Here is a 25,225-nt window from a genome sequence, read left to right on the forward strand (position 1 = left end):
AACCCCCTATGGCCCGACGCAGAACGCTCGCGACACTGGCCGCTCTCCTGACCGGTCTCTCGCTCGCCACCGCCCCCGCCACCGTCCAGGCCGACACGACACCCATCGCGTACACCAGAGACGGAGCGGTACGCGGCCTACCCGGTGAGAACGGCTCCGCCTTCCTAGGCATCCCCTACGCCGCACCACCGACCGGCGAACGCCGCTGGAAGGCGCCCATACCGTCCGCCCCCTGGAAGGGCGTGCGGGACGGCACCAAACCAGGCAACCCCTGCATGCAGACAGGATCGAAGACCCCATGGGGCGACCTCGCCGGCCCTGGCACGCCCAGCGAGGACTGCCTCTACCTGAACGTCCACGTCCCCTCCAAGCGCCCCACCAAGCCGCGCCCCGTTATGGTCTGGATCCACGGCGGCGGCTACACCATCGGCTCCGGCACGTTCTACGACGGCGGCGCCCTCGCCGAACGCGGCGACGTCGTGGTCGTCAGCCTGAACTACCGGCTGGGCGCGCTCGGCTTCATGGCGCACCCCGGCCTCACCGCCGAGTCCCGCACGTCCGGCAACTACGGCCTCCTCGACCAGCAGGCCGCGCTGCGCTGGGTGCGGCACAACATCGCCGCGTTCGGCGGCAACCCGGGCAACGTCACCGTCTTCGGCGAGTCCGCCGGCGGCGGCAGCGTCTGCCAGAACCTGATCTCGCCCACCGCGCGGGGCCTGTTCCACCGCGCCATCGCCCAGTCCGGCTGCGCGTTCCCGACCGCCACCCGCCAGACCGCCGAGACCGCCGGCGAACGCTTCGCGACCGCGCTCGGCTGCACCGACACCGCCTGCCTGCGCGCCAAACCCGCCGGGGAGATCCTCGCCGGCACCACCGGCCGCACCGCCTGGGCCCCGATCCAGGACGGCGTCGTCATCCGCGACCAGGTCATGAACGCGTTCCGGACCGGCGACTTCCCGCGCATCCCGATCATCCAGGGCACCACCCGCGACGAGGGCCGCCTCACCGTGGCGACCATGTACGACCTGGCCGGCCGCCGGCTCACCGCCGAGGAGTACCCGGCCGCCGTACGGCGCGCCTTCCCGTCCGACGCCGACCGGATCCTCGCCCGCTACCCGCTGTCCGCCCACGGCTCGCCCGCCGAGGCCCTCGCGGCGATCTACACCGACGCCCAGTTCTCGTGCCTCTCCTATGCGTCCACCACCCTCCTGGCACAGCACACCAGGGCATACGGCTACGAATTCAACGACCCCCACGCCATGGACTACCTGGGGCTTCCCCTGAGCTTCCCGCTGGGCGCCCCGCACGGCTCCGAGATCCGCTACATCTTCGGGAACGTCACCGGCACACCGGAACAGAACGACCTCTCCGCCCGGATGCTCTCGTACTGGGCCACGTTCGCCCGTACCGGAGACCCCAACAGCAGTGGCGCCCCGGCCTGGCAGCGGTTCCCGCAGGTCCAGGACCTCGCGCCGGGCGCGATCCGGCCCACCACCACCTTCCCCCAAGACCACCAATGCGACCTGTGGTCGCAGACCACCGGCTGACCACCGGCTGACCACCGTCCCGGGCGGCGCCGTTCGCGGCGCCGCCCGCTGCCATACGCTGGGTGACCATGGCATCCATCGCAACGAACACCCGAGTCGACCTGGCGGACCTGCTGGAATTCGTCCGGCCCCGGCACCGCGCCGTCCTGCTGACCACCCGCGCCGACGGCACCCCGCAAGCGTCCCCGCTGACCTGCGGGGTCGACGACTCTGGCCGGCTGGTGATCGCGACATACCCGGAGCGCGCCAAGACCCGCAACGCCCGCCGGAACCCCCGGGTCTCCCTGCTCGTCCTGTCCGACGAGTGGAACGGCCCCTGGGTGCAGATCGACGGCACCGCCGAGGTCCTGGACGTCCCCGAGGCCGTCGAACCGCTCGTCGAGTACTTCCGCAACATCGCGGGCGAGCACCCCGACTGGGACGAGTACCGCGCCGCGATGACCAAGCAGGGCAAGTCCCTCATCCGCGTGACCCCGCAGCGGTGGGGCCCGATCGCCACCGGCGGCTTCCCTCCGCACCTGGCCGAAGGGCTGTGACCCGGCTGTGACCGCGTCCCGGGCATCCTGACCGGTCATGAGAGTGCTCGTGGCCGAGGACCACGCGGAACTGGCCGACTCCGTGGCCCGCGTCCTGCACCGCGAGGGGATGGCGGTGGACGTCGCCCGCGACGGCCGGGCCGCGCTCGACCGCACCGCGCTGACCGACTACGACGTGGTCGTCCTGGACCGCGACCTGCCCCTGGTGCACGGCGACGACGTCTGCCGCGCGCTGGTGGCCGGGCCGCACCGCCGTACCCGGGTCCTGATGCTCACCGCCTCGGGCACGATCGCCGACCGCGTCGAGGGGCTCAGCCTCGGAGCCGACGACTACCTGCCGAAGCCGTTCGCGTACGCCGAGCTGGTCGCGCGGATCCGCGCCCTCGGCCGGCGGGCGCAGCCGGCGCTGCCACCGGTCCTGGAACGCGGCGACCTGCGCCTCGACCCGGCACAGCGGGTCGCCACCCGCTCCGGCCTGCGCCTGGCGCTCAGCCCGAAGGAGATGGCGGTCCTGGAGTACCTGCTCGCCGCCGACGGGCGCGTCGTCTCCGCCGAGGAACTGCTGGAGCGCGTCTGGGACGAGGCCGCGGACCCGTTCACCACCACGGTCAAGGCGACGATCAACCGCCTGCGGGCCAAGCTGGGACCCCCGCCCGTGATCGAGACCGTCCCGCAGAGCGGCTACCGGATATGAGGACGATCCGGATGCGCCTCACCCTCCTGTACGGGGCGCTGTTCACCATCTCCGGCGCGGTCCTGCTGGCGATCACGTTCGTGCTCGTCCGGCGGAACACGGTCTTCAAGGTGCTGGTCCCGTGCTTCGGCCTCAGCGAGGAGGACTGCCGCTACCGGCTGCCCGGTATGGCCCCCGGTACGCCTGACCCGATCGGCACCCTGGCGCGGCAGCAGGACTCGCTGGTCCGCGAGACCCTCGTCCAGGCCGGAACCGCACTGGCGATCATGCTGGTGTTCTCCCTGGCGCTCGGCTGGTTCGTCGCGGGACGGGTGCTGCGCCCGCTCCGTACGATGGCCACCACCGTCCGCCGCATCTCCGCGCGCAACGTGCACGAACGGCTGGCCTTCACCGGCCCCCGCGACGAACTCAAGGACCTCGCCGACACTGTGGACGGCCTGCTCGGCCGCCTGGAAGCCGCACTCGACTCCCAGAAACGCTTCGTCGCCAACGCCGCGCACGAACTCCGCACCCCGCTCACCCTCGAACGCGCACTCCTGGAAGAGACCCTCACCGACCGCCGACCGACCCTCAAGGCGTACCGCGCCACCTTCGAACGAGTCCTGCAGATCAGCGTCCAGCAGGGACAACTACTGGAGTCCCTGCTGACCCTGGCGACCAGCGAACGCGGCCTGGAAACCCGGGCCCCGGTAGACCTCGCCGCCCTAACCCAAAAGGTCCTGTCCGCGACACCCACCGACGGCCCGCGCCTGCACTCGCGGATCGAACCCGCCACGACCTCGGGCGACCCCGCCCTGATCGAACGCCTCGTGGCCAACCTCGTCGACAACGCCACGCGCTACAACGTGCCCAACGGCCGAGTCGACGTCACAACCGAAACAAAGAACGGAAAGGCCGTGCTCACCGTGAGCAACACCGGCCCAGCCGTCCCGCCCGAGCAGGTGACCCGGCTCCTCGAACCGTTCCAGCGCCTCGACCGCTCCGCCCCCGACGACGGCCACCACGGCCTCGGCCTCTCCATAGCCCACGCGATCGCCCTGGCCCACGACGCCACCCTCACCGCCCACCCCCACACAGAAGGCGGCCTAACGGTAAAGGCCACCTTCCCCACAACCTCAAACCCCCACACAACAACGCCCCAGACCTAACGGCTCCGGGGCGTTCGTGCTGCTTGGAAGGTGTGGTTAGGGGCGGGGTCGAACCGCCGGCCTTCCCCTTTTCGGAAGTAGCGACCACCCTGCGGCGCGGCTGCCCACCTAGGTCGGACGCTGCCCTCCCGCTGTTCATCGAGGATCGGTGCTCCGGCTCGCGGGGGTCCAGGGGGCGGCGCAGCCCCCTGGTTCGCGCTCGCTTCACCGATCGCCCCACTGAACCGGCCCGGTCCGTTCACCATCCGAAGATCGGCGGACGGCTTGTCGTCATGGGCTACCGTGCCGATCATGGACACGGACGACTGGTTGACCAATACCCGAATCTCGTACGACACGGTCGCAGCCAGCTACGCCGCTCTGGTGCGCGATGCCATCGCTGGGCATCAGTACCTTCGCGCGGCTCTTGCGCTGTTCGCTGACAGTGTGCGGGCGGCTGGTGGCGGTCCTGTGGCGGATGTCGGCTGCGGTCCGGGCCACGTGACCGCCCACCTATACGAACTCGGTCTAGACGCGTTCGGCATTGACCTTTCACCTGGGATGATCGACGTGGCACGACGCGATCATCCGAGCCTTCGGTTCGACGTGGGTTCTATGACAGACCCAAATCTTGCGGATGTCTCGGTTGCTGGCCTGCTCGCCTGGCAATCCTTGATCCACATCCCTGATGAACAAGTGCTGACCGTGTTCCGGCACTTTCACCGAGCATTGCGCCCAGGTGGACCGCTTCAACTCCTGTTCCATGTCGGCGACGGGTCGCAGTTGAAGACGGAGGGGTATGGCGGTCAGCCGATGAAGGTCCATGTCCACCTCCGTCAGCCTGACCAGGTGGCGTCCTGGCTCCGTGACACCGGATTCGATGTCGAGGCTCAGATTCTGCTCAACCCGGGTGAGCATGCTTCACAAGCGCTCGTATTCGCGCGCCGGAGGCTTCACGGTTGAATCCCGGCAAGCAAAGGCGGACGGGCGACGCGGCGCGGCGGGACCGGACGGAACAGGCCGCACGCCCGACGCGCCGGGGCGGGCGGCCGCCGGCGACCGCGAAGCGGGCGCCCTTGAAACCGTAGAGAAAGTTCTCATCCGGCTTTGATGGCCTGGCCTGGTGCCCTGGTCTGACCTTGTCAGTGCTCCAGCGGGAGGGCGTCACACCACACGGGGCCAGAGCTGCCGCCCGGCCATAGCTCGGGCATGTGTGGGAGGTCTGGGGAGCCTGAGAGCCAGTTGACCAGGAACTCGGTCACCGTGGTCTGGAGGGGCTCCTGGTCATCCCATTCGTGGCCTCGTCCCCACAGCACGATCGGCCAGTCGTCAGGGTGGCCGACGGTCAGCCAGCCGAAGTGGTCGGCATCGATGGTGTTGCCCCAGGACAGGAACCCGCCGGGTTCCGGCCATGCAGCCGGCGGGAAGCTGGCCGGATGTTCTTCCCTCAGCTCTCGGTAGACATCGCCGATGTTCACCGCCCCCTTGGCCCAGTTTCCGCCCGCGTAGCGCGGGTCCATCACTCCCAGGTACTCAAGGCCGCGCGTGTTCTCGCCTCTCCCGTCAAATGCGTAGCCGCCGATCTCGAAGCTGCCGTACTGCTCGACCAACGCCATGAAGTCTGCGGGGAGAGGGCTGCCGAGCTCGTCGAACACGGTGTCCCAGCTCTTGGTTCCCAGGTCGGGATCCTCAGGAGGGGGAACGAGCGCCACAAGCTCGTCCAACTTGGTGCTTGGTTCTGTCACCCGATGTGTCATACACCAGGTGGTGGAGGCGCGGTAGGTGTGGCTTCGCTGCGTCGCTCGCGTGGGGCCCATTAGGCGCCTGGGAAGCAGGTTGCCACATGCTTTCCCGTCGAGATCGGAGGTCGGATCCGTCTCTGTCGGCGCTGATGCGGGATGGTGCAGGGGTCGGTCTGGTCGTGTGGTCTGTCGCTGTGTGCTGTGGGTGGTAGAACGCTCGGTTATGGGTTATGGGTGATGGGCGGCTGATGGAGATCGGGCGGGAGCTGCGGCGGTTGCGGTCGGCCGCTGGGCTGTCGGGGGTCGGGCTGGCGTCTCGGGCTGGGGTGCCGCAGCCGACGGTGGCGGTGAGTGCTGCGAGTCACTTCTCTCGGTGCGCATGGTCCAGTCGATCCATGCCGTCCTGCGGAACGTGCTGGAAACGGCAGTACGGGAAGAGGTCATCCCGCGCAACGTGGCGAAGCTGGTCAAGGTCACCACGCCCAAGTACAAGGTCAACCGCGGGCTCACGGTCGACCAGGCGCGTGACGTGCTCCAGGCGGCCGCCAGCGAACGGCTCCACGCGCTGTACGTCCTAGCGCTCTGCCTCGGCCTGCGCCGCGGGGAGCTGCTCGGCCTGCGCTGGGAGGACCTCACCCTCGTCGGGTGCCGTGCCTGCGGGGGAGAAGGCGGCGAGATCGACGGGGACGACTGCCGGACCTGTGCCGGTAGCGGGGTGGAGAGCGCCACGCTGGAGGTGGTTCAGACGCTCCAGCGGGTCGGGGGAGCGCTGCGGTTCGTTCGCCCCAAGACGGACGACTCAGAGCGGACCATCCCGCTGCCTCCGATCTGCATCGTTGCCGTGTGCGAGCACAGGATGAGGCAGACGCTCGAACGGGCTGACGCCTGGGAGGACTGGGAGGATCACGGCCTCGTCTTCCCGCCCCGGCGGGGTACACCCATGGAGCCGGACAACCTCCGTCGTAGCTGGGGACGCGTCCGCGCGGCCGCCGGCCTGGACGCAGTCCGCTTTTACGACATGCGGCACACCTGCGTCTCGCTGCTTTTGCACCTGGGCGTCGCGCCGAACGTCGTCCGGGAGATCGTCGGACACAGCGACATCGCAGTCACGATGACGATCTACGCGCACACCTCGCTCGACGACAAGCGGGCGGCGCTGCGGAAGCTGGGGTGAGGCCCTCGGCTGACGTCGCCTTCTTAACGGCCCCGGACTGAGTCCGGGGCCGTAACTGGTTGAGAGGTACGCGAGGTGAATCTAGGGTCGGCTGGTGCGTTATCTGCCGATGTCCCTGGCGTTGGGGGCTCTGCGTCGTGGCCGCGCCATAGAACAGTTCCTGGGCGGTTTCGAGGAAGATGGGCGCAGGGGAGTCGGATATGCCGCGATCCTGCCGACGCCTGGTCTCTTCCACGTGAGGCGCTGGGCTGTTGAGGATACGGCGGAACTGGACCGGCACGACGGCCTTCTTTATCCGAGCGATGATGCCTTCTACCCAGAGGACGCTGACCAGGAGGGCGGCCGGCAGGTGGGCAGTGCCTCGACACCGGAGGGCGCGATCGAGTTGGCCGGGCGCGAGTTGGGGGCTGCGCCGCGCCGGTGGGTCAACGTGGGGATGCTCGGTTACGAGTACAGGGACTTCGTGGAACGGGGCCGGCCGCTCGGCCCTTGGAAGCCGTCATGAGCGGACGTTGCCGTCAGGGTTGCCGTCAAAAAGGCCCGGAACCGATCTCGGTCCGGGCCTTTTGGCTGTTCAGAAGGTGTGGGCAGGGGCGGGGTCGAACCGCCGACCTTCCGCTTTTCAGGCGGACGCTCGTACCGACTGAGCTACCTGCCCATGACGCGCATCCGCACGTCTGGCGGTCCTGACGGGATTTGAACCCGCGGCCTCCACCTTGACAGGGTGGCGAGCACTCCTAACTGCTCCACAGGACCTTGCTGCTCCGAGCTTAGCGGCTCCGGAGGTGTTCCTTGACCGGGGTGACCCGTTCTTGGCGACGTCCGGAAGCATACGCGATGGCTGAGGGGAGCGCCAACTCGTTAAGTGGGGGGTCGGCGGGCGCATAGTACGGTGAGGCTTATCCGTGGCGTATGGAGGCGGATGTGGCCGGCAGGGCGGTGGGGCGCGGTCTTCAGTTGGTGCCGCGGACGATGCTGGAGCTGCGGGTTCGCTGGGTGCTGCTCGTGGTGGTGGGGGTCGCGAACCTCGGCGGCGCGCTGGTGGTGCTGCTGTTCGCGATCTTCGTGGTGCCGGATCCGCCGCTGGCCGATGTGGAACGGGTCAGGCTCGTCAACACGGTCGCGTTCTTCAGCTATCCGGTGGTCGCGGGACCTGTCGCGCTGGTGTCCGGGCTGTATCTGTGGCGGCCCGTGGTGCGGTTGGCGCGGGAGGGTGGGGTTCCTGACCAGGTGCAGCGGCGGGCCGTGCTTCTGGGGCCGTTGCGGCTGACGCTTCTTGTCGGCGGGCTGTGGGTCGTCGGGGCGGTCGGGTGGGCTGTATTGGACGTGACGCTGTTCAGTGCGCGGCTGGCGGTCAAGACGGGGCTCACCTGCCTGCTGGGGGCCATGACGACGTGCACGATCGTCTATCTGCTGTCCGAGCGGCTGCTGCGGCCGGCGGCGGCGCTGGTGCTGGCCAGCGAGCAGCACGGGCGGATCCGGCTGCCGGGGGTCACGACGCGGGTGATGCTGGCCTGGGCGCTGGGGACGGCGATCCCGGTGCTGGGGCTGATCTGCGTGGCCATCGCGGCGCTGGCGGCGCCCGACATCGACACGACGCAGCTGGCGATCACGATTCTGGGGCTCGGGGGAGCCGCTCTCAGCGTGGGGATGTACGTGACGTACATCGCCACCCAGGCCATAGCGGATCCGATCAAGTCGGTACGGCTGGGGATGGCCCGGGTGGAGCGCGGCGATCTGGGCACCGGGGTGCCGGTGTACGACGCCAGCGAGGTGGGGCAGCTCCAGGTTGGGTTCAACCACATGGTGGCCGGGCTGCGGGAGCACGAGCGGCTGCGGGACCTGTTCGGGCGGCATGTGGGCGAGGAGGTCGCGGGGCTGGCGATCGAGCGGGGGGACATCGAGCTCGGCGGGGAGACGCGCGAGGTGGCGGTGCTGTTCGTCGATCTGACGGGGTCGACGCGGCTGGCCGAGACGCATACGCCGGGCGAGGTCGTCGAGCTGCTCAACATGTTCTTCGGCGTGGTGGTCGACGTGGTGGCCGCGCACGGGGGCTGGATCAACAAGTTCGAGGGGGACGCGGCCCTGGCGATCTTCGGCGCGCCGACGGAGATCGAGGACGCGGCCGGCGGCGCGCTGGGGGCGGCGCGGGAGCTGGCCGTACGGCTGCGCGCGGAGGTTCCTCAATTGGACGCCGGGATCGGCGTCTCCGCCGGTCCCGTGGTCGCCGGGTACATCGGGGCCGAGCGGCGGTTCGAGTACACGGTGATCGGCGATCCGGTGAACGAGGCGGCGCGGCTGAGCGATCTGGCGAAGGTGGCGCCGGGGCGGGTGCTCGCGTCGGGGACGGTGCACGAGCTGGCCCATCGGGACGAGGCCGGGGAGTGGGACGTCGGCAAGCCGGTCACGCTGCGGGGCCGGCGGCGGCAGACGCGGCTGGTCGTACCGCGGCCCGTGGTGATCGCGGAGGCGGTGCCGGAGGTGTCGGCGGCGCGGCGGCTGCGGCGGAGGATCCGCGGGACGCGCAGGGCATTTCCCAAACAATCGGAACCCGCGCCAGAAACTCCGCAATCCTGACATCTGTTATAAAGCGCTCGGGCAACGTCATCCCGAGTACACGATCTGCTATCGCCCCGTTACTTTCGTGTCACCATGCACCCCGAAGGTGGGAACGAATAATCACCTACCACGAAGGGTGACACATGCTCCGACGATTCGGTCTCTCGCTCGCCGCGGTCGTGGCCGCGACGGCGATCACGGGTACGGCGGCGGACGCGAGCGCGCGGTCCGCGGACATCGTCAACGTCGCGCACCGGGGCGCCTCCGCGGACGCGCCGGAGAACACGGTCGCGGCGTTCAAGCTGGCCAGACGGCAGGGCGCCGACCAGTTCGAAGTCGATGTGCAGGAGACGAAGGACCACAAACTGGTCGCCATTCACGACACCACGCTGGCCCGTACGACCAATGTCGAATCGGTCTATCCACGACGCAAGCCGTGGAAGGTCGGCAGTTTCACGCTCGCCGAGATCCGCAAACTGGACGCCGGCTCGTGGTTCGGCAAGCGGTACAAGGGCGAGCGCGTTCCCACGCTTCGCGAAACGCTGCGTGCCATGCGGAGCAGCGGAATGGGCATTCAGCTGGAGATCAAGTCGCCGCGGCTGTACCCGGGCATCGAGCGGCGGGTCGCCGCGGAACTGCGGGCCAATCCCGCCTGGACGAAGCGGCGCCTGGTGGTGCAGTCGTTCGACTTCGCGTCCATGCGCCGGTTCCACAAGATCATGCCGGCGGCGCCGACCGGGCTGATCGGCACCCCCGCCAAGCGCGACCTGCCGAAACTGGCGAAGTACGCCGACCAGATCAACCCCCCGTACGGCGACGTGACGGAGTCCTACGTCAAGAGCGTCCACAGGCAGAAGATGGAGGTCTTCACCTGGACGGTCGACGACAGGTCCAAGATGAGGCGCGCGATCGCCCTCGGGGTGGACGGGATCATCACCAACCGGCCCGGCCGGCTCGACGATGTCATCCTGAAGTCCCGCTTGGACGAGGACTTCGACTGAACGGCGCGGTAGCGTCGGTCCATGAGCCGAGTGCATGACCTGGGCGGCCAGGAGGGGTTCGGCCCCGTTCCGGTCGTGCTGGGGGACGAGCCTCCGTTCGGCGCCGACTGGGAGGCGCGCGTCTTCGCCCTGAACCGCGCGCTCGTCGGCGGTGGCGCGTTCAACATGGACGAGTTCCGCGACGCCATCGAAAGCCTGCCCCCGGACGTGTACCTGGGCTCGTCCTATTACGAGCGCTGGCTGCTCGCCATGGAGGCGCTCCTGGAGGCGAAGGGCCTTGTCTGAGAACGCGGCGTACGCCGTCGGCGACCAGGTGCGGGTCCGCGCCGTCGACCCTCCGCACCACACGAGGGCGCCCCGGTACGTGCGGGGCCACCGGGGCGAGGTCGTGCTGGCGCACGGTGCCTGGCCGCTGCCCGACGACCGGGCGCGGGGGATCGACCCGCCGCGCCGGGAGACCGTGTACGCCGTCCGGTTCGCCGCCCGCGACCTGTGGGGCGAGGGCGCGCACACCGTGGCCGTCGATCTCTGGGAGTCCTACCTTGAGCCCTGCTGAGCATGCCGACCTGCCGGTGGCCGCGCGCGTGCGGCGGTTCGAGGAACGGGTGATCGCCGCCGGGCTGGCCACCGAAGCGGGCCTGGACGGCTTCCTGGACGCGTTCCTGCGCGACGCCGCCCCGGTGAACGGGGCGCGGCTGGTGGCGCGGGCCTGGACGGATCCGGCGTTCCGCGAGCGGCTCCTCGCCGACGGCCGGGCGGCGGCGGCCGAGCTCGGCATCGAGGCGGGCTACCGCCTCCAGGTGGTGGAGAACACGGCCGCGGTCCACAACGTGATCGTCTGCACGCTCTGCTCGTGCTATCCGGTACGGCTGCTCGGCCCGTCCCCGTCCTGGTACAAGAGCGCCGCCTACCGGGCCCGCGTCGTGCGGGAGCCGCGCGCGGTGCTGGCCGAGTTCGGGCTGGAGCTGCCCCCCGGAACGGAGATCGCCGTCTGGGACTCCAGTTCCGAGGCCCGCTACCTGGTGCTGCCGCGCCGCCCGGACGGCACCGCCGGCGCGGGCGAGGAGGCGCTGGCCGGGCTCGTGACCAGGGAAGGGCTGATCGGGACCGCTCCCGTGTGACGGCGGCGATCTTTGTCGTCTCTTGCCCGTCCCTCGACCGCCCCGCCGCCCGCGGGGTGGTTACCTCGCCAGCGGGGGTCCTACGGGGGGTGGGGTGAGCAGGCGGCACAAGTGGTCGATCCGGGTCCGGATGGCGGTGCGGACGGGCATCGTCACGGCGCTGGTCTCGGCGCTCATCAACGTCCTGCTCATCGTGGGCATCCGGGACCAGGCCGCCGACTACAAGACCCAGCAGATCGGCACCGCCACCCTGCAGATCGTCTCGCTCGTGGAGCGGGACCAGGCGGCGTCCGTGCTGCCGCCGGCGGGGGGCGTCGCCGTCCAGGTCGTGGAGCCGCGCGGCACTGTCGTCGCCGTGACGCCCAACCTGCGGGGCCGGCCGCGGATCGCGACGTTCACGCCGCCGCTGGAGAGGAAGTACTCCACCCGCGTCATGTGCCCGCCCGCCGGCATGGACGGCTGCATGCGGGTGATCGCGTTCCGGGTCTACCGGCCGGGCGCCGAGCGGATCGTGTACGCCGCCGACAGGGCCGTCCCGTGGTACGTGAGCGGTGCCCTCTGCACGTTCCTGTTCGCGGTGACGCTGCTGGTGAGCCTGCTGACGGCGCTGCGCACCTGGCGCACGGTGGACCACGCGCTGGCCCCGGTGGACGACATCAGGTGCGAGCTGCTGGAGATCACCGCCACCGAGTCGGGCCGCCGCGTCCCGGTCCCGGACAGCCGGGACGAGATCAGGAAGCTGGCGGAGGCGGCGAACGACACGCTCGACCGCCTGGACGCGGCCCTGGAGCAGCAGCGCCGCTTCACCTCCGACGCCTCGCACGACCTGCGCAGCCCGATCACGGCGGCCCGGCTCCAGCTGGAGGAGGCGCTGCTGAGCCCGGCGGACTCCGACTGGCCGAGGATCGGCCGGGCGGTGTTGGGCAGCCTGGACCGGCTCCAGGCGATCGTGGACGACCTGCTGGAGCTCGCCCGCCTCGACACCGCGGCCGAGCGTCCCAGGACCGCCGGCGAGGACGCGGATACGGTCGATCTCGCCGCGCTGGTCTCGGCGGAGCTGGAGCGCGCGCCGCGGCACGGCACGCGGGTCGTGCCGCACCTCCAGGCGAACGTGCTGGTACGCGGCGACCCGCTGCGGCTGTCGCGGCTGCTCACGAACCTGATGGACAACGCCGAGCGGCACGCCGTCGCCGAGATCACGGTGATCGTGCGGGCGGAGGGCGACGCGGCCGTCATGGAGGTCAGGGACGACGGCAGCGGCGTCGCGGTCGAGGACCGGGAGGTGGTGTTCCAGCGCTTCGCCCGGCTCAAGGACGCCTGCGACCGGGACGCGGGCGGAACCGGGCTGGGCCTGCCGATCGCCCGCCAGATCGCCCGGATGCACCAGGGCACGCTCACGCTGGAGGACAGTACCTCGGGGGCCCGCTTCGTCCTCAGGCTCCCGAGGTGGTTCCGGGGGCCGGGGGACTGAAGCGGGGCGCGAGGCCGGCCGGGGCGGGGGAGGGGACCCGGCCTGCGGGCGTCGCGCGTCAGGCGGCGGCGGGCGGCACGGCGGGACCGGACAGGTGCATCCAGCCGGTGTACCGCGCGCCCTTCACCGTGCAGCTGAGCTTCTGGTAGCTCCCGGGGTCTACGAACCCGGGGGCGTGCGCGACCACGTTGTCGTACACGAAGTCGGAGGCGATGAAGCCCAGGTCGGAGCGGGTCTCGGCGAGCCGCCGCTTGAGCGGCTGGGCGTCCAGCAGCCGGGCGGTGTGGTTGACGGCCGAGCCGGACACGCCCTCGGCGTCGGGCATGACGGGCCCGACGTGCAGGGACAGCCGCAGCTGGACGCGCACGGCGTCGCTGGAGCGGTGGTTGTGGCGGCGCAGGCCCGCGAGCAGGAGGGCCAGCATGGGGTCGATGACGGACGCGGTGGGCATCTCGGGCGGCACGACGATGAGGGCGCCGTCGCCGCGGTCCTCGCGGTAGCAGGCGTTCCACGGGACGTCGGAGCTCTCGAACGCGCCGCGCAGCAGGTCGTACATGACGCGCCGGATCTCCCGCCGGTCGGCGTCGTTGCGCCGGGGGGCGGTGAACTCCGCGATGTCGACGAACATGATCGAGCACATCCGGCCGGCCCACGCGGGCGTGGACTCGACGGTGCCCTCGATCGCGGCCGGCGCGGGCGCGGGCTCGGGTGCCGGGACCGGCGCGGGGACCGGTGCCGGGACGGCGTAGACGTGCGGCGGCGCGACGGAGACGTACGGGACCGCGAAGCCGGGGAACGGCGCGTCACCGGCCGGCCCGGCGGGACCGGCGGGACTGGCAGGGCCGCCGCCCTCGGTCAGCCGCTCGTACAGCTCCTTCTCCAGCACGGCCACGACGCGGGTGTGGTCGGCGAGGAAGGCCGCGAACTCCTGCGTGGTCATGCGCAGGGCCCGTACGGTGTCGAGCGCGACGACGGTGGCGGAGCGCTGCCGCAGCATCAGGGCCGCGCGCTCGCCGATGATGTCGCCGGGGCCGCGGGTGGCGACGATGCGCTCGCGGCCGTCCCGGACGATGCAGATCCGGACGTAGCCGGACAGGATCACCACGAGGTGGTCGGCGACCTCGCCCTCCTGCCAGAGGACGGTCCGCGCGGGGTAGTCGACGCCCGCCGCGGCGGTGACGAACGCGTGCCGCTCCATCTGCGTGAGCGACTGCCAGAACCCGCGGTCGGCGACCGCCGCCGGCCTGGCCGGAGGCCGCCAGGGCGGCGGCTGCGCGGGTGCCTGCGCCGGGGCCTGCGGGGCCGGCACCGGGTGCGGGGCGGCGCGGTGGACGGGACGCTGGTGGGTGTGGGACCGGTCGCGCCCGTTCTTCGGGGACGGCCGGGTGGGGTCGTTCTGCCGCCGCGGGGTGCGGCCGAGGCGGTCGGGGTCGTGCCGGTGCGCCGGACGGCCTGCGATCATGGGGCCTCCTTTCCCAGAACGGGGGTCGCTCTCGGTGCGGGGAAGGCGTGGCGGCGGCCGGTGGTCGGGGCGGGAGTGGGCGTCGGGGCCGAAGACTGTGCCGGGGCCGAAGACTGTGCCGGGGAAGAAGACTGGTCTGCGTGCATGTTCGGAACACCCCATGCTCGAATGCGATTTCCGGCGGCGGCGTCCTGGTCGGCGGACCGGCCTGACCGAATGGAGCGGTGCACCGGGGCGGAAATCGTGTCACCTATGGCCTGAACCGCGAGGGCGCGGTTAGACTGGGTGAGTCCGCAAGGGCCGTTTCCCCTGGTCAACGTACCGTTCCGCGAGTACGCGAAGCGGCGCCGCCGATTAAGGGACGTTCCTGCGGGCCCGAAGGAGTCGCCCTCCGCTTTCCTTCGATCGGCCTGGCTGCCTACCGGTGATCGAAGGTGAGTCCGAGGGCGACTCTATTTATTTGTGCTGTTCGCCCGTTTCTTCCGGGCGACTCGGTTGGGCTCTGGTCACGCCTCCCGTTTCCGAGGGTCCTCGCTGTGCGCGGGACGGCCCGGCGTCGTCGCCTGGCCTCATCACCCAGCGTCAAGATCGTTTGATCACACTACCATGCGGTACGCTCGGTGTCAGCGCGGCCCCTACCAATCTGCTACCTAGCACGCTACAACATAGAGAGGCGACATGCAGCAGAGCGGAAGCTGGAAATGCAACTTTCGCTCCGCGGTTGCCCGCTCGTCGCCGCGTGAACGCCGCATGATCGCCCGGATTGGGGGAAGTGGCCCGGCGGAACGTGTCCGGATGGCACCATCTAAGGTGGCAGGTATCCATGTGCTATGTAGCACCGCAGTTCATGGCAACGACTACTTAGAGTGAGTGAGATGGCAAGTGACCAGGGGCCCATCGTTCAGAGCGCGCTGCTGCGCAGCGAGCTGGTCAGACTCCGGCGCGAGAAGGGGATGACGCAGGAACAGGTGGCCAGTTCGCTGGAGTGGTCACCGTCCAAGCTCATTCGCGTGGAGGGCGGCAAGAACTCCATCACCCGCACCGACCTCCAGGCCCTGCTGATGACGTACGACGTCACCTCGGAGAGCAGGCAGGAACGGCTGCAGGCGCTCGCGCGCGGGGCCCGCGAGCCGGCGTGGTGGAACAAGTACAAGGGCGAGATCGACGATATGTTCCTGACATTCGTCGGCTACTCCGCCGGTGCCTCATATATCAGGCATTTTCATGGCACGCTCATCCCCGGGCTGCTCCAGACCCGCGAGTACGCGGAGGTCATGAGCACCGGCGTGGTCAGCGAGACGGCACGCAGCGTGGCCGTACGGGTCCGCATGCAGCGCCAGGAGGAGCTGGCCCGGCGGGAGACCCCGCCCCGCCAGTTCTACATCCTCGACGAGGCGGTCATCCGCCGCCATGTGGGCATCGGGGTCGATCCGGGGATCATGCCCGCCCAGCTGAACGCGATCGCCGACTCGGCCGAGCAGCGTGACGACCTCACGATCCGCGTGCTCCCGTTCAGCGCCGGCGCGCATCTGGGCCTGTACGGGCCGTTCACGCTGCTGGAGTTCGAGGGCGGGCTGAGCGACGTCCTCTACATGGAGGGCCGGCCCGGCGCCAGCATCATGGTCACCGGCGACGATCCGCAGATCACCGACTACCGGGACCACTTCGAGACGCTCCTGGAGGCGGCCCTGCCCGCCGACAAGTCGATCGCGCTGATCCGGCAGGCGGCCGAGGACCTCATGGCCTGACCCGTCCACCCCGAATCGATCATCACAGGAGGTGACGGCCCCGATCGGCACCCACAAGGCGAGCGGGCCTTCATAGCGCACAGCCTGATCTTGTGTTCCCGGTGTAGGCGGAATTACTAGGACCGTTTACACTCATGAACGGGAAATTTTCCACAAGGTCGTGGTTTGTTGTGCCCTGCTCAGCTCTTGGCTCGGTGGGTGTCCTTGCCTGTTCGGTGGCGAGACAGACCCCGCCAGCAATGGATGGAGGGTTGCTGGATGGTGGATCGGCCGAATCGGGGGGCCGCGCTGGACTGGCGCAAGAGCAGCGCGAGCGGTGACAAGGACGATTGCGTCGAAGTGGCGGCGACCGGGCGTTCTGTGCTGGTGCGGGACTCCCACGCTCCCTCGGCGGAGATGCTGGAACTCGCTCCCGCGCAGTGGCGGCGGCTCTTGCGGCACATCGTCGATGGTGACGCGGAGGTCCGCTGAGTCTGGTGACTCAACGCGCGATGGCGCGCCATGAGTGAATGACCGCGAGCTTCTCGGTGTTGGAGGGGCGTCCTTTCGGGCGTCCCTTTCCTTCGCGTACCCGATTGACTTCCGTGACCCGGAGACCCGCTCTCGTGGCCACATGGCGGGCCGCCGTTTGCGGGGATTCCCGTTGCCCTCGTTAGCGCTCGGGTTAGCAGATGGTGCCCATTAGCGCTGCGTAATCACGTCAGGGTTCGCCCGCATCCGCCGTGCCTCTGTACGCGGGCCGTGCGGGGCGCCGTTCCGCCGGTGCGGCCGTTCTGGGCGGGCGGCGCGTTCCGGCGGGCGGCGGGGCGGGGCGACGGCCTAGCCTGGGCCTTACGGAGCGCAGGGAGAAATCGTGCGGGGGAAGGGGCGACCTTCGTGGTGGTGTCATCCGGGGCGGGCGGGAGCGAGCCGGGCAATCCGGCCGGTACGGGCGGCGGGACGAGCGATCCGGAGGCGACCGGCAGGCGGCTGGCCGCGGCGCTGCCCGGGGTGTTCCGCACGGATCTGACGGCGCGCACGGCGTACTCGTCCGACGCCTCGATCTACCGGCGGGTGCCGGTGGCGGTCGCGGAGGTCCGGTCGTCCGGCGACATCGCCCGGGTGCTCGAACTGGCCGCCGCCGAGGGCCTGCCGGTCACCGCGCGGGGCGGCGGGACGTCGATCGCCGGCAACTCGATCGGCCCCGGGATCGTGATCGACACCTCGCGGCACCTCGACCGGATCCTGCGCGTCGATCCCGAGGCCCGCACGGCCGTGGTCCAGCCGGGCGTGGTCCTGGACGATCTGCGCGCGGCGGCCGGGCGGTACGGGCTGTCGTTCGGCCCCGATCCGTCCAGCCACTCGCGGTGCACCCTCGGCGGCATGATCGGCAACAACGCGTGCGGGTCGCACAGCGTGGCCTGGGGGATCACGTCCGCCAACGTCGAGTCGCTGCGGATGCTGCTGCCCGACGGCCGCGAGCTGCGCGCCGCCAAGGGCACGAGCGGTGACGCGGGCATCGACGCCGAGCTGACCCGGCTGCGCGACGCCCACCTGGGGCCGCTGCGGACGGAACTGGGGCGCTTCAGCCGCCAGGTCTCGGGCTACGGGCTGCACCACCTGCTTCCCGAAAACGGCTTCGACGTGGCGAAGGCGCTCGTCGGCAGCGAGGGCACGTGCGGGCTGGTCACCGAGGCGACGGTACGGCTTGTACCGGTGCCGAGATACCGGGCGCTGGCCGTGCTGGGCTTCCCGGACGTCTACACCGCCGCCGAGCTCGCGCCGTTCGCGGCCCGCACCGGCGCGCTGACGGTTGAGGGGATGGCGTCCGACCTGCTCACCGCGCTGCGCGCGCAGCCGGGGCGGGCGAGCGCGGGCGCGGACCTGCCGGCCGGCGGCGGCTGGCTGTACTGCGAGGTCGGCGGGGACACGAAGGCGGAGGCGGAGGAGGCGGCGCACGGCCTGGTCGAGGTGGTGCGCGGGCGGTTCGCCGCGACGACGGCCGTGGTCGTCGACGATCCCGTACGGATGCGGGCGCTGTGGTGGATCCGCGAGGCGGGGTCGGGCATCGTCACGCGGCTGCCGGACGGCGGCGAGGCGTGGCCCGGCTGGGAGGACTCGGCCGTACCGCCCGAGCGTCTCGGCGACTACCTGCGCGGCCTGTACGGGCTGATGCGCGAGCACGGCCTCCGGGGCGTCCCCTACGGCCACTTCGGGGAAGGCTGCCTGCACCTGCGCGTCGACTTCGCCTTGGACGATCCCCGTGGCGTCGCCGTCTACAGGGAGTTCATGGAGGCCGCCGCCGAGCTGGTCGTCTCCTTTGGGGGAACGGTCTCGGGCGAGCATGGGGACGGCCGGGCGCGTTCGGAACTCCTCGGCGCGATGTACTCGCCGGAGCTGCTGCGGGCCTTCGGCGCGTTCAAGGGCGTCTTCGACCCCGAGGGCAGGCTCAACCCGGGCGTCATCGTCGATCCGGTGCCGACGGACGCGGACCTCAGGCCCGGCCAAGGGAGGGACGCGCTCGCGCTCACTCCCGTACACGCCCTGACAAGGGACAAGGGTTCGTTCACCGCGGCGGTGCACCGGTGCGTGGGCGTCGGCGCGTGCCGGAACCTGGAGACCGGGGCGATGTGCCCCTCGTTCAAGGTGACCCGCGACGAGGTGCATTCGACGCGGGGGCGGGCGCGCGTGCTGGCGGAGATGCTGCGCGGCGAGACGATCCGGGACGGGTGGCGTTCCACGGAGGTGCGCGACGCGCTCGACCTGTGCCTGTCGTGCAAGGCGTGCGCGAGCGACTGCCCTGTGAACGTCGACATGGCCACGTACAAGGCGGAGTTCCTGCACCGCCACTACGCGGGGCGGCCGCGGCCGCTCGCGCACTACTCGATGGGCTGGCTGCCGCTGTGGTCGCGGCTCGTGGCCGGGGTCCCGGGCGCGGCGCGCTCGGCGAACGCGGCGCTGCGGCGGCGGCCGGTCGCCGCGCTCGCCAAGCGGCTGGCCGGGGTCGAGCCGAGGCGGGACATGATCCGGTTCGCGGACGAGACCCTGCGCGGCTGGTTCCGCAGGCGGCCGGAGCCGGCGGCGGGCGGCCGCAAGGTCGTGCTCTGGCCGGACACCTTCACGAACTTCCACGAGCCGGCGGCCGGCAAGGCGGCCGTCGAGGTGCTGGAGGCGCTGGGGTACCGGGTGCTGATCCCGCCGGGCCGGGTGTGCTGCGGCCTCACCTGGCACTCGACCGGGCAGCTCCGCGTGACGCAGCACGTGCTGCGGCGGACGCTGGACGTCCTGCGGCCCGCGCTGGAGGCGGGCCTGCCGGTCGTCGGGCTGGAGCCGTCCTGCACGGTGATGCTGCGCGACGAGGCGCCCGAGCTGCTCCCGGACGATCCGCGCGCGAAGCTGCTCGCGGCGCAGACCGTCACCCTCGCCGAGCTGGTCGCCGCGCACGAGGGCGACTGGCCGTTCCGGCGGCTCGACGCGGGGGCGGTCGCGCAGGTCCACTGCCATCAGGAGGCCAAGGGCTCGTACGATCCCGACCGCGCCGTGCTGGAACGCCTGGGCGTGACCCCCGACGTGATCGGCGCGGGCTGCTGCGGGCTGGCGGGAAACTTCGGGTTCGAGCCCGGCCACTGGGACGTCTCCCAGGCGTGCGCCGAGCGGGAGCTGTACCCGAAGGTCCGGGAGGCCGGAGCGGACGATCTGGTGCTCGCGGACGGCTTCTCCTGCCGCACGCAGATCGCCCAGGGCACCGGCGACCGCGCGCTGCACCTGGCCGAGGTCCTGCGCCGCGCCCTGCCCCGCGGGCCCGGCGGCGGGCCGGCCGGGCCGGATGCGGCTCAGCGGCCCTCGGCGGCCCGGTAGAGGTTGTCGCCGAGGCGCGACAGGCCGTCGTCCAGCCGCTCGGGGCGGGAGAGGACGTCGTGCAGGTTCGCCTGGAACGTGTTGGAGACCTCGTGGTAGTACGGGCTCGGCCCGCGGTTGCGGGCCTCCTCGATGGCCGCGCGGATCACGTTCAGATGCGGGTACCTGCGGAGGAGGGCGGCGTCCTCGTACAGGGCCTTGCGGCTCGGCGCGAAACCGGCGCCGGTGAACAGCTGCCGCTGGTTGTCGTCGCTGGTGAGGAAGCGCATGAACCGCAGTGCCGTGCGCTGCTTCGTGGAGCAGCTCGACAGCGTGAGGTTCCATCCCCCTAGGGCGGACGGAGTGGGGAGCTTCGCGACGCCGAACGTGTTCGCGACCGGTGAGTCGTCCGCGTGCAGCAGCTCGTAGGCGTAGGTCCAGTTGCGCATGAACAGCGCGCGGCCGTCCTGGAACGCGATGCGGCTGCGCTCTTCGTTGTAGTCCGTCGCGTCCTTGGGGATCCACCCCTCCCGCACGCCCTGGACGAGGCGTTCGAAGCCCTCGCGCAGCGCCGACGGCGTAGCGACCACCGCGCCGTCCGGATCGAGGAGCCCGCCGCCGGTGTCCCAGATCTGCTCCAGCGTGTTGACGGTGAAGCCCTCGTACTGGTCGAGCTGGGTGACGTAGCCCTGCATCCCCCTGGAGGGGGCGATGGTCCGCGCCTGGTTCCGCAGGTCCTCCCAGGCGCCGGGCGCGGCGACGCCAGAAGCGGCGAGCACGTCCTTCCGGTAGTAGAGGAGCCCGACGTCGGAACGGAGCGGGATCCCCCACAGCCTCCCCTTGTAGCGCACGCTGTCGATGGGCTTGCGCAGGAACCGCTCATGGTCGAAGTCGTTCTCGCCGAGCGGCTCGATGTAGCCGCCCTGGGCGTACTCGGCGGTGTGGATGAGGTCGGCCGTCGTGACGTCGAAGCAGGGCGGGTCGGGCGTTCCCGCCTCGCGGGCCGCGGCGGCGTCCTGCGCGCGGGCGACCACCTGCGCGCGGTGGTCGTCGCTGGACTCGGCCAGCTCCACCATCTCCACCCGCTCGCCGGGGTGGCCGGCGTTCCAGGCCGCGACCAGCCGCTTGAGCTGGGAGCCGCGGCTGGTGTCGCGCGAGTCGGCGAAGACGATCGGTCCCGTACCGCGGCGGTCGCCGTCCCCCTGGCCGCACGCCGAGAGCAGCGCCGCGGCCAGCAGTAAGGCGCCCGGCCCCACGGCCGTCCGCCACGCTCGCAGTCGCATCCGGTCCCTCCATGTCAGCCGGGTCAGCCGGGTCAGCCGGGTCGGCAGCGGGGGCAGGGGCGTCAGCGCGGTGCCCCCCAGAGCCCGGCGGCGATGCCGTCGAGCGCCTCCCGCATCGTCGCCATGCCGTCGATCTCGTAGCAGTCGCCGCCGGACGCCCGCGTGACCTGGTCCAGCCCGGCGAGGCAGCTGTCCTGATGGAACGCGATCACGTAGACCCGGACGTGGTCGTCCGGGGAGATGTCGGCGGCCAGGTCCGCGACCTCCCGCCCGCCGTCGACGCCGTACGTGATCGCGATGACGGCCCGGGTCGTCTCGGCCGGGTCGGCGCCGTCCCCGCCGCCGCGCATCTCCCCGATCGCGGCGCGCAGCGCGGGGACGAGCCCGGTGCCGCGCCCGGTCGGGCGCAGGCCCGCCAGCCGGTCGGACAGGCGCTCGATCCGCCGCTCCTCGTCCGGCGAGCCGACCGGCACCAGCGGACGGTGGTCGCGCCCGCCGCCGCCCGCCCCGTCCGCGAACTCCCACAGGCCGATCTGGTCGCGGCCGCCCATCAGCGGCAGGGCCAGCCCGATCGCGTCGGCCGCCGCCGCCACCCGGGTGCCCTTGCTGTACGGGAACGGCGCGGCCATCGGGCGCGACACGTCCACGGCGAACAGCACCCGCGCCGACTTGCGGGCGGTGTTCCAGGCGTCCATCAGCGGCCCGTCCCGGAACCGCCCGCTCGGGTTCACGATCGGGACCAGGGACGGGATGTCGGCCTGGTGCGAGGTCGTCGTTCCGGACCCGTCGCGGTAGCCGGCGTCCTTGAAGCTCTGCTGCGCGTCCGGCCGCTTGAGGAAGCGGTAGAAGTCGTGGATGATACGGCGCCGCTCGGGGGCGAGCGGCGCGGTGCGCGACACGACGACGTACGGGTGGTCCAGGAGCGGCATCCCCTCCTCGGCGTAGAAGGGCCGCAGCTCGGGCGGGGCGGTGTCGGACCCGCCGCAGGTCCCGCCGCCGAGCGGCGCGCCCACGCGGTAGTCGATCAGCGACTTCTCCGAGACCAGCAGGGCCGTCCGGCGCAGCTCGCCGTCCTCCGGCGACTCCCGCATCGCGCACAGCAGCTTGCCCGGCTCGTCGTCCTCGCGGGCGATCGACTTCTCCACGTCGTGCAGCACCCCGGCCGCGCCGTCGGTGGTCAGCGCCGCGAAGTCGAGCATGGGGGCCTTCAGCGCGGCCCGGTAGAGCGCGACCGTCGCGACCAGGCCCGTACTGGACGCGCGCGGGCTGGCCCTGCCGAACGCGTAGCCCTCGCCCGGCCAGCCGAGCAGCTCGTCCCAGCGCATCGTGTGCCCGGACAGCGACAGGTCGTCGGCCATCGCGGCCGGGACCGCCACCACCAGCCGCGAGGTCGTGACCGAGCCGAGCGTCCTGAGCGCGACGGTGCCGATCCCGTTGGCCCACAGCGCCGCCTGCGCCTGCTCCACGTCCAGCGTCGAGTCGGGCAGCCACACGTCGGCCTCGTTCAGCGGCTCCTTGCGGTCGCGGATCAGCCAGCCCTGCTGGGTGGCCTCCCGCGCGCCGCCCGGCGACGACGCGGACACGACGTTGACGTCCGCCCTGCGGCACTTCTCCCGGTCGCGCGTCGTCTGCTCGAACCGCAGGGCCAGCGCCCGTACCAGCGTCTCCTTCTCGGGCGACACCCGCACGCGCAGCTGGACCGGACGGCCCTCGCACTCGGCGGGCCGCGGCGCCCCGGCCGGCACGAGCAGCGCCACCGCCACCAGCGCCGCCGACAGCGCGGCCCGGATGGCGCGCGGGTGGCGGCGGAACCACCGCCGCGCCTTCATGACCGCGGCGTAGCGCACGCGGACGAGCCACCGGACGGCCTTCATCCGGGCGGTGTCGCGCAGCGGAACGCCGCGCGGGAAGGCGATCCACGCCGCCTCCTCCGCCGGTGCCGCCCTGCCGACCCGGACGAGCACCGTGAGCCGCTCGAACGCGTTCGGCCAGGGGGCGGAGGACGGCATGACGACGTATTCGTGGAAGCCGCGCGAGGCGATGGCGCCGACGATGGCGCCGGACTTCTCGACCTCGGCCTTGAACTCGGCCGCGTCCAGCAGCCGCGCCGTGCGGTCCATCCAGGTGCCGCTGACGCCCTCCTGGTCGAAGTTCAGCTCACCGAAGTTCAGCGCCACCCGGAGCCGGAGCGACTTCTCCGGCGGGACGCCGCGGTTGTACTCCTCCAGCGCGGTGACCAGGTACGGGAGCGCGTCCAGCAGCCGGTGCTTGGGGCAGCGGGGCGGGAAGAGCCAGAACGCGCCGTCCCCGCGGTCCTCCTTGTGCACGAACCAGCGGCGCGGGGCGGACACCGGCAGGCCGGCGTTCTGGAACGCCCGGTGCGCCGCCTCGTACATGCCCTTGCGGGCTTCCCGGCGCTCGGTGTCGCTGATCTTCTCGTCGCTGGAGCCGACCATGTCGACCCAGAAGATGGAACGGTGCCGCGGTCTCGTGCGGAAGGCCATGGGGTCCGTGACGGGGAGGGGTGGGCGATGGGGGCCATGCGGGGAAGGCAAGCATGGCCTGATTCCGGGCGGGGGCTGCTACTGGTGTACAGGAATGTTCCCTGCCCACAACAGCGGTATGTCGATTAGGGCATGCCGGATGTGGCCGCGGGCGGGCGCTGGCGAGCGTGGGACGGGGCGGGAACGGGCGCGGACGAGCGGCCGTGGGCGGGCTTCAGGTGAGCAGCGGGCGGCCGGACTGGACGATCAGGCGGGGCTCGTCCTCGTTCCAGAGGACGGCCGGGGTCTCCAGCGGGTTGCCGTTCAGGACGAGCAGGTCGGCGCGGGCGCCGATCTCCACGCGGCCCAGGTCGGCGCGGTCGAGCAGGCTGGCGTTCACCGAGGTGGCCGAACGCAGGCAGGCCAGCGCGCCGGCCGCCTCGGTCTGGAGGCGCAGGCCGAGGAGCTGGTCGTCCTCCAGGTCGCCCATGAGGTCGGTGCCGAAGCCGACCGGGACGCCCGCCTTATGGGCGAGTTCGACGGCGTGCCGGCCCGCGTCCAGGACCTCCTGGTTCTTGGCGCGGCCGACGGCGGGCAGGCCGACCTCCTCGCCCCGCCGGTCCATGGCGTCGTAGGTGGCCAGGGTCGGGACGAGGTACGCGTTGTGCTGCGCCATCAGCTTCGCGGTCGGCTCGTCCATGAGGTTGCCGTGCTCGATGGAGCGGACGCCGTTGACCAGCGAGTGCCGGATGGCCTCCGGCGAGTACGCGTGCGCGGCGACGTAGCTGCCGCGCCGGGCCGCCTCGTCGGTCACCGCCCGGATCTCCTCGGCGGAGTACTGCGGGCGGCGGATCGGGTCGGTCGGCGACACCACGCCGCCGGACGCCATGATCTTGATGGCGTGGGCGCCGCGGCGGAACCGGTCGCGGACCGCCGTGCGCAGCGCGTCCACCCCGTCCACGACCTCGTTCATGTGGTGGCCGTGCAGGCAGATGTCCAGGTCGCCGGGGCGGCCGTCGCCGTGCCCGCCGGTCTGGCTGAGCGCCGGGCCGGTGTAGAGGTAGCGCGGCGACGCGATCAGCCCGGTCTCGATCGCCTTCGCCAGGCCGGGGTCGCCGCCCGCCACGTCCCGTACGGTCGTGAAGCCGCGGCGCAGCGCCCGGCCGAGCCGCTGCGCGCCCTTGAGCGCGAGGTAGCTGAGCGGGCCCGCGTCGAACTCCAGGTTGAGCAGGGAGATCCCGTACGCGTGGAAGTGCGCGTCGATCAGGCCCGGCAGTACCGTGCGGCCGCGCGCCTCGATCACCTGCTCCGCCCGCGTGACCCGGTCGCCGATCTCGGTGATCACGCCGTCGCGCACGTGCAGGGACGCCTCCCGCAGGTCCGCCGACCAGCCGTCGAAGATCAGGGCATCGGTGATGGTCAGCTCGCTCATGCCTCCAATGATCGCAGCGTTTTCGCTGA

Annotated in this window: 21 protein-coding genes and 2 tRNA genes; 16 read left to right on the forward strand and 7 right to left on the reverse strand. The window is 71.4% G+C overall.

Going from position 1 to position 25,225, the window contains the following annotated elements; genetic code table 11:
* Nucleotides 1-8: 8 nt before the first annotated feature.
* The 5 genes from AB0881_RS05885 to AB0881_RS05905 all read left to right on the forward strand — a co-directional run bounded on the left by AB0881_RS05885 (nucleotide 9) and on the right by AB0881_RS05905 (nucleotide 4,867).
* On the forward strand, nucleotides 9-1,547 hold the full coding sequence (locus tag AB0881_RS05885) for a carboxylesterase/lipase family protein (RefSeq protein WP_366614574.1): 1,539 nt from the start codon (nucleotides 9-11) through the stop codon (nucleotides 1,545-1,547).
* A gap of 68 nt (nucleotides 1,548-1,615) precedes the next feature.
* On the forward strand, nucleotides 1,616-2,083 hold the full coding sequence (locus AB0881_RS05890) for a PPOX class F420-dependent oxidoreductase (RefSeq protein WP_366614575.1): 468 nt from the start codon (nucleotides 1,616-1,618) through the stop codon (nucleotides 2,081-2,083).
* A 37-nt stretch (nucleotides 2,084-2,120) separates the two neighbouring features.
* Nucleotides 2,121-2,777 (forward strand): response regulator transcription factor, encoded by a 657-nt coding sequence (locus AB0881_RS05895; RefSeq protein ID WP_366614577.1) that lies wholly within the window; start codon nucleotides 2,121-2,123, stop codon nucleotides 2,775-2,777.
* Nucleotides 2,778-2,788: 11 nt separating this feature from the next.
* Nucleotides 2,789-3,925 carry a HAMP domain-containing sensor histidine kinase gene (locus tag AB0881_RS05900; protein ID WP_366614579.1) on the forward strand — a complete coding sequence of 379 codons (1,137 nt, stop codon included), beginning with the start codon at nucleotides 2,789-2,791 and terminating at the stop codon, nucleotides 3,923-3,925.
* 291 nt (nucleotides 3,926-4,216) lie between these two features.
* The gene (locus tag AB0881_RS05905; RefSeq protein ID WP_366614580.1) at nucleotides 4,217-4,867 is read left to right on the forward strand and encodes a class I SAM-dependent methyltransferase; all 651 of its coding nucleotides are present in this window, start codon (nucleotides 4,217-4,219) and stop codon (nucleotides 4,865-4,867) included.
* A 179-nt stretch (nucleotides 4,868-5,046) separates the two neighbouring features.
* Here AB0881_RS05905 and AB0881_RS05910 read toward each other — a convergent pair whose 3' ends face one another.
* Nucleotides 5,047-5,628 carry an SMI1/KNR4 family protein gene (locus AB0881_RS05910; protein WP_366614582.1) on the reverse strand — a complete coding sequence of 194 codons (582 nt, stop codon included), beginning with the start codon at nucleotides 5,626-5,628 and terminating at the stop codon, nucleotides 5,047-5,049.
* A gap of 397 nt (nucleotides 5,629-6,025) precedes the next feature.
* Here AB0881_RS05910 and AB0881_RS05915 point away from each other — a divergent pair, with 397 nt between their 5' ends.
* The gene (locus AB0881_RS05915) at nucleotides 6,026-6,820 is read left to right on the forward strand and encodes a site-specific integrase (RefSeq protein WP_366614583.1); all 795 of its coding nucleotides are present in this window, start codon (nucleotides 6,026-6,028) and stop codon (nucleotides 6,818-6,820) included.
* A gap of 94 nt (nucleotides 6,821-6,914) precedes the next feature.
* The gene (locus AB0881_RS05920) at nucleotides 6,915-7,325 is read left to right on the forward strand and encodes a hypothetical protein (RefSeq protein ID WP_366614584.1); all 411 of its coding nucleotides are present in this window, start codon (nucleotides 6,915-6,917) and stop codon (nucleotides 7,323-7,325) included.
* Nucleotides 7,326-7,404: 79 nt separating this feature from the next.
* Here AB0881_RS05920 and AB0881_RS05925 read toward each other — a convergent pair.
* Nucleotides 7,405-7,478: transfer RNA gene (locus AB0881_RS05925), tRNA-Phe, on the reverse strand.
* Between the two features lie 20 nt (nucleotides 7,479-7,498).
* A tRNA-Asp gene (locus AB0881_RS05930) sits at nucleotides 7,499-7,576 on the reverse strand.
* 216 nt (nucleotides 7,577-7,792) lie between these two features.
* Here AB0881_RS05930 and AB0881_RS05935 point away from each other — a divergent pair.
* The 6 genes from AB0881_RS05935 to AB0881_RS05960 all read left to right on the forward strand — a co-directional run bounded on the left by AB0881_RS05935 (nucleotide 7,793) and on the right by AB0881_RS05960 (nucleotide 12,972).
* Nucleotides 7,793-9,397: an adenylate/guanylate cyclase domain-containing protein gene (locus AB0881_RS05935; RefSeq protein ID WP_366614586.1), complete on the forward strand. Its 1,605-nt coding sequence runs from the start codon at nucleotides 7,793-7,795 to the stop codon at nucleotides 9,395-9,397.
* A 125-nt stretch (nucleotides 9,398-9,522) separates the two neighbouring features.
* A complete protein-coding gene (locus AB0881_RS05940; protein ID WP_366614588.1) occupies nucleotides 9,523-10,380 on the forward strand; it encodes a glycerophosphodiester phosphodiesterase family protein in 858 nt (285 codons plus the stop codon).
* A 21-nt stretch (nucleotides 10,381-10,401) separates the two neighbouring features.
* Complete coding sequence (locus AB0881_RS05945) at nucleotides 10,402-10,665, forward strand: hypothetical protein (protein WP_366614589.1); 264 nt, start codon at nucleotides 10,402-10,404, stop codon at nucleotides 10,663-10,665.
* The gene (locus tag AB0881_RS05950; RefSeq protein ID WP_366614591.1) at nucleotides 10,658-10,936 is read left to right on the forward strand and encodes an SH3-like domain-containing protein; all 279 of its coding nucleotides are present in this window, start codon (nucleotides 10,658-10,660) and stop codon (nucleotides 10,934-10,936) included. The genes AB0881_RS05945 and AB0881_RS05950 overlap by 8 nt, the downstream gene beginning before the upstream one ends.
* The gene (locus AB0881_RS05955) at nucleotides 10,923-11,501 is read left to right on the forward strand and encodes a nitrile hydratase subunit alpha (protein ID WP_366614592.1); all 579 of its coding nucleotides are present in this window, start codon (nucleotides 10,923-10,925) and stop codon (nucleotides 11,499-11,501) included. Before AB0881_RS05950 ends, AB0881_RS05955 begins: the two co-directional genes overlap by 14 nt.
* A gap of 94 nt (nucleotides 11,502-11,595) precedes the next feature.
* A complete protein-coding gene (locus AB0881_RS05960) occupies nucleotides 11,596-12,972 on the forward strand; it encodes a HAMP domain-containing sensor histidine kinase (protein ID WP_366614593.1) in 1,377 nt (458 codons plus the stop codon).
* Between the two features lie 58 nt (nucleotides 12,973-13,030).
* Here AB0881_RS05960 and AB0881_RS05965 read toward each other — a convergent pair whose 3' ends face one another.
* The gene (locus AB0881_RS05965) at nucleotides 13,031-14,434 is read right to left on the reverse strand and encodes a cyclic nucleotide-binding domain-containing protein (RefSeq protein ID WP_366614595.1); all 1,404 of its coding nucleotides are present in this window, start codon (nucleotides 14,432-14,434) and stop codon (nucleotides 13,031-13,033) included.
* An 875-nt stretch (nucleotides 14,435-15,309) separates the two neighbouring features.
* Here AB0881_RS05965 and AB0881_RS05970 point away from each other — a divergent pair.
* The 3 genes from AB0881_RS05970 (at nucleotide 15,310) to AB0881_RS05980 (ending at nucleotide 20,019) form a co-directional block, all read left to right on the forward strand.
* Nucleotides 15,310-16,182, forward strand: coding sequence for a helix-turn-helix transcriptional regulator (locus tag AB0881_RS05970; protein WP_366614597.1), 873 nt, complete (start codon nucleotides 15,310-15,312; stop codon nucleotides 16,180-16,182).
* 258 nt (nucleotides 16,183-16,440) lie between these two features.
* Complete coding sequence (locus AB0881_RS05975) at nucleotides 16,441-16,653, forward strand: DUF397 domain-containing protein (RefSeq protein WP_366614598.1); 213 nt, start codon at nucleotides 16,441-16,443, stop codon at nucleotides 16,651-16,653.
* Between the two features lie 405 nt (nucleotides 16,654-17,058).
* Nucleotides 17,059-20,019: an FAD-linked oxidase C-terminal domain-containing protein gene (locus AB0881_RS05980; protein ID WP_366614600.1), complete on the forward strand. Its 2,961-nt coding sequence runs from the start codon at nucleotides 17,059-17,061 to the stop codon at nucleotides 20,017-20,019.
* On the opposite strand, the gene AB0881_RS05985 is transcribed toward AB0881_RS05980, so the two are convergent.
* From AB0881_RS05985 to AB0881_RS05995, 3 genes are all read right to left on the reverse strand, one after another.
* The gene (locus AB0881_RS05985) at nucleotides 19,995-21,281 is read right to left on the reverse strand and encodes an ABC transporter substrate-binding protein (RefSeq protein WP_366614602.1); all 1,287 of its coding nucleotides are present in this window, start codon (nucleotides 21,279-21,281) and stop codon (nucleotides 19,995-19,997) included. The two genes, AB0881_RS05980 and AB0881_RS05985, sit on opposite strands and share 25 nt — an antisense overlap.
* Before the next feature lie 62 nt (nucleotides 21,282-21,343).
* A complete protein-coding gene (locus AB0881_RS05990) occupies nucleotides 21,344-23,785 on the reverse strand; it encodes a substrate-binding domain-containing protein (protein ID WP_366614604.1) in 2,442 nt (813 codons plus the stop codon).
* A gap of 214 nt (nucleotides 23,786-23,999) precedes the next feature.
* Nucleotides 24,000-25,196 carry an amidohydrolase family protein gene (locus AB0881_RS05995; protein WP_366614605.1) on the reverse strand — a complete coding sequence of 399 codons (1,197 nt, stop codon included), beginning with the start codon at nucleotides 25,194-25,196 and terminating at the stop codon, nucleotides 24,000-24,002.
* Nucleotides 25,197-25,225: the final 29 nt, after the last annotated feature.

The organism is Spirillospora sp. NPDC029432 (assembly GCF_040703975.1).
Lineage (GTDB): Bacteria > Actinomycetota > Actinomycetes > Streptosporangiales > Streptosporangiaceae > Spirillospora.